4 protein-coding genes and 1 riboswitch are annotated in these 3,457 nt (G+C 46.8%); all 4 genes read left to right on the forward strand.

Going from position 1 to position 3,457, the window contains the following annotated elements; all coding sequences use genetic code 11:
- A partial coding sequence (locus tag ACR0QE_RS13235) for an ABC transporter permease (protein WP_432628801.1) occupies window positions 1-662 on the forward strand: 662 nt, incomplete at its 5' end.
- Window positions 663-751: 89 nt separating this feature from the next.
- A riboswitch (ZMP/ZTP riboswitch) is annotated at window positions 752-836 on the forward strand.
- A 95-nt stretch (window positions 837-931) separates the two neighbouring features.
- Window positions 932-1,645, forward strand: a complete 714-nt coding sequence (locus tag ACR0QE_RS13240; protein ID WP_432628802.1) for an IMP cyclohydrolase — start codon at window positions 932-934, stop codon at window positions 1,643-1,645.
- A gap of 103 nt (window positions 1,646-1,748) precedes the next feature.
- Window positions 1,749-2,927 (forward strand): phosphoribosylaminoimidazolecarboxamide formyltransferase, encoded by a 1,179-nt coding sequence (locus tag ACR0QE_RS13245; protein WP_432628803.1) that lies wholly within the window; start codon window positions 1,749-1,751, stop codon window positions 2,925-2,927.
- A gap of 295 nt (window positions 2,928-3,222) precedes the next feature.
- Window positions 3,223-3,457 (forward strand): hypothetical protein (locus tag ACR0QE_RS13250; RefSeq protein WP_432628804.1); only part of this gene is annotated, 235 nt, incomplete at its 3' end.

Below are 3,457 nucleotides of genomic sequence, written 5' to 3' on the forward strand. Positions count from 1 at the left end.
CGGTGTACACCCAGCTCGAACCGCTGAAGACGGAACTGAGAAAGATTTTTAAACGCAACCCGATTCCCGGTCAGCCGACGAACAAGAAAGGAAAACCGTACAATTATTTTGTGTACACTTCCTGCATCGTCAATGTGGATACGATGGAACATGTGTCGGAAGTCCAGAAAAAGCTGACGGATCAGGGCTATCAGGCGAACAGCAATGCGGAGTGGATGAACCAGGCGGAACAGCAGTCCAAGATGATTCAGGCCGTGCTCGGCGGCATCGGTGCAGTCTCTCTGTTTGTCGCGGCGATCGGAATTGCAAATACGATGATGATGTCGATCTATGAGCGGACAAAGGAAATCGGTGTGATCAAGGTGCTCGGCTGTGACATGGGAGACATCCGGAATATGTTTTTGATGGAATCCGGATTCATCGGGTTCATGGGAGGCGTCGTCGGACTGGCATTCAGCTATGCCGTCTCTGCGATGCTCAATCATGTGCCGGCGCTTGCGAATCTCATTGGAAATGGAACCGGGGGAAATATTTCCCGGATTCCGCTCTGGCTTGCAGGTTCTGCGGTGGGATTTGCGGTTCTTGTGGGAATGATGGCAGGATTTTTCCCGGCAATGCGGGCGATGCGCCTCAGTCCCCTTGCGGCAATCCGCAATGAATAAGAAAAAGTACGCCTGAGAAGAATCGGAAACGGAAACATTGGATGAAAAAAAGTACTTGCCAGATGAAAAAAAATCGATTATGATAAGGATAAGAAGCGTGCGACTGGCGGAAAGAGTGGGATACCACGAGGGAGCACGTCTGAATGTATAATGCCGACCGCCTGGGCGCCATTTTTTTGTGGTACTCAGGCGGTCTTTTTGCATATATTTTTGCATACATGTGGATCCCGCTCTGAGCTGCCGATAATGAGAGAGGAGAAAAGCAGAAAATGAAGATGTTATCTCTGGAACAGGAACTGAAAGAAAACGCATATCCGGGAAGAGGAATCGTGATTGGAAAGACTCCGGACGGAACGCGTGCGGTAACTGCGTACTTTATCATGGGCAGAAGCGAGAACAGCCGGAACCGTGTCTTTGTGGAGGATGGAGAGGGCATCCGCACACAGGCATTTGATCCTGCAAAACTGGAAGATCCGAGCCTGATTATCTATGCTCCGGTTCGCGTGCTGGGAAATAAGACGATCGTGACGAACGGTGACCAGACCGATACGATTTATGAGGGAATGGACAAGCAGCTGACTTTTGAACAGTCTCTGCGCAGCCGTGAGTTTGAGCCGGATGCTCCGAACTACACTCCTCGCATCTCCGGTGTGATGCACATTGAGGCGGGCAATTACAATTATGCAATGTCAATTCTCAAGAGCAACAACGGCAACCCGGATTCCTGCCACCGCTACACGTTTGCATATCAGAATCCGGCAGCGGGCGAGGGCCATTTCATTCACACCTACATGCATGACGGTAATCCGCTTCCGAGCTTTGAGGGCGAGCCGAAGTTAGTCGGCATGATGGATGACATGGATGCATTCACTGATCTGCTCTGGAACAGCCTGAATCCGGACAATAAGGTTTCCCTGTTTGTCCGCTACATCAGCCTTGCAGACGGAACTTACGAGACCAGAATTGTGAATAAGAATCACTAAACAGAATTACGAAATAAAATTACGAAACAGAATTGTGAAGCAAAACGATCTGGAAACGAATGAACGGAATGAATTAGGATAGAAAAGGACAGGAGTGCGCAAAATGAACGAGATGGAATTAAAGTACGGATGCAATCCAAATCAGAAACCGGCGAGAGTATTTATGAATGAGGGAAAAGACCTTCCGATCAAAGTGCTGAGCGGCCGCCCGGGATACATCAATCTGCTTGATGCGTTGAATGGCTGGCAGCTTGTGCGCGAACTCAAGAAGGCAACCGGACTTCCGGCAGCAACTTCCTTCAAGCACGTCTCTCCGGCAGGTGCAGCGGTCGGCGTGCCGCTGACAGAGACTCTGGCAAAGATTTACTGGGTAGACGATATGGGAGATCTCTCTCCGCTTGCAAGTGCCTATGCGCGTGCGAGAGGTGCAGACCGTATGTCTTCCTTTGGTGATTTTATTTCTCTCTCTGATGTGTGCGATGTGGATACCGCAAAGCTGATCAAGAGAGAAGTGTCTGACGGTGTGATTGCTCCGGGATATGAGCCGGAAGCCCTGGAGATCTTAAAGTCCAAGAAAAACGGCAACTACTGCGTGATCGAGATCGATGAGTCCTATGAGCCGGAGCCGATCGAGCGCAAGCAGGTGTTTGGAGTGGTATTTGAGCAGGGAAGAAATAATCTGGCGATCAATGAGGAACTTCTGACCAATCTTGTGACAGACAATAAGGAACTTCCGGAGTCTGCGAAGAGAGATCTTGTGATTTCCCTGATCACGCTGAAATACACACAGTCCAACTCCGTATGCTACGCAAAGGACGGACAGGCAATCGGAATCGGAGCAGGCCAGCAGTCCCGCGTACACTGCACAAGACTTGCAGGTCAGAAGGCAGATAACTGGTTCTTGCGTCAGGCACCGCAGGTTCTGAATCTCCAGTTCGTCGATCACATCAAGCGAGCAGACCGTGATAATGCGATTGATGTTTACATCGGTGACGAGTATATGGACGTTCTCGCAGATGGCGCATGGGAGAAGATCTTCAAAGTAAAACCGCCGGTATTCACGAGAGAAGAAAAGCGTGCATGGTTAGACAAGATGCAGGATGTTGCGTTGGGATCCGATGCATTCTTCCCGTTTGGCGACAACATCGAGCGCGCTTACAAGAGCGGCGTGAAGTACATTGCCCAGCCGGGCGGATCTGTCCGTGATGACAATGTCATTGAGGTCTGCAACAAGTATGGTATGGCAATGGCATTCACCGGAATCCGTCTGTTCCACCATTAGAATAAAGAAATAAATACTGCGATTTATGAGAAAGCAGTGATAAGGATTGAGAAAGGCATTGGAATATAGAACAGGTAATCCTTCTGTATTTCAGTGCCTTTTTGTTGTGTTATTTCAGCATAATCGTTGGAGATATAAAAAATAATGTTTTTGAAAAAAACAAAGGGTCGGAAACAAAGACATAATTTGATAAAAATTGGAAAGAAAAACAGAAATGTACATATGGAAATTTGAGAAAGTTTATTAATTACAAACATTTATAGGAACATTTTAAATCATTTTTAGGAGGGGTTAAATGGAAAGTGTAAACAAATTTCAAAGTTTAGTCATCTTATTAATGGTAGCAATCGGAATATTGCTTGGACAGATTGAATTTATCCAGACATATGCAGAATATCTAATAACACCATTTTTAATGGTGATGTTATTTTTAGTAGACCATCCAGTTTTATTATTCTTTATAATCAATTTCTGTGTTGGAAGATTAGTCGGAAGGGTTATGAAATTAAATTATGAAGATAGTGTTGCAC

This window comes from Brotaphodocola sp., from assembly GCF_050873065.1.
Classification (GTDB): domain Bacteria; phylum Bacillota; class Clostridia; order Lachnospirales; family Lachnospiraceae; genus Brotaphodocola.

Excerpts from the sequence above, each read along its gene's own strand:
- ACR0QE_RS13240 (WP_432628802.1), top strand. The coding sequence starts at position 932 with ATGAAGATGTTATCTCTGGAACAGGAACTGAAAGAAAACGCATATCCG.
- ACR0QE_RS13245 (WP_432628803.1), top strand. The coding sequence starts at position 1,749 with ATGAACGAGATGGAATTAAAGTACGGATGCAATCCAAATCAGAAACCG.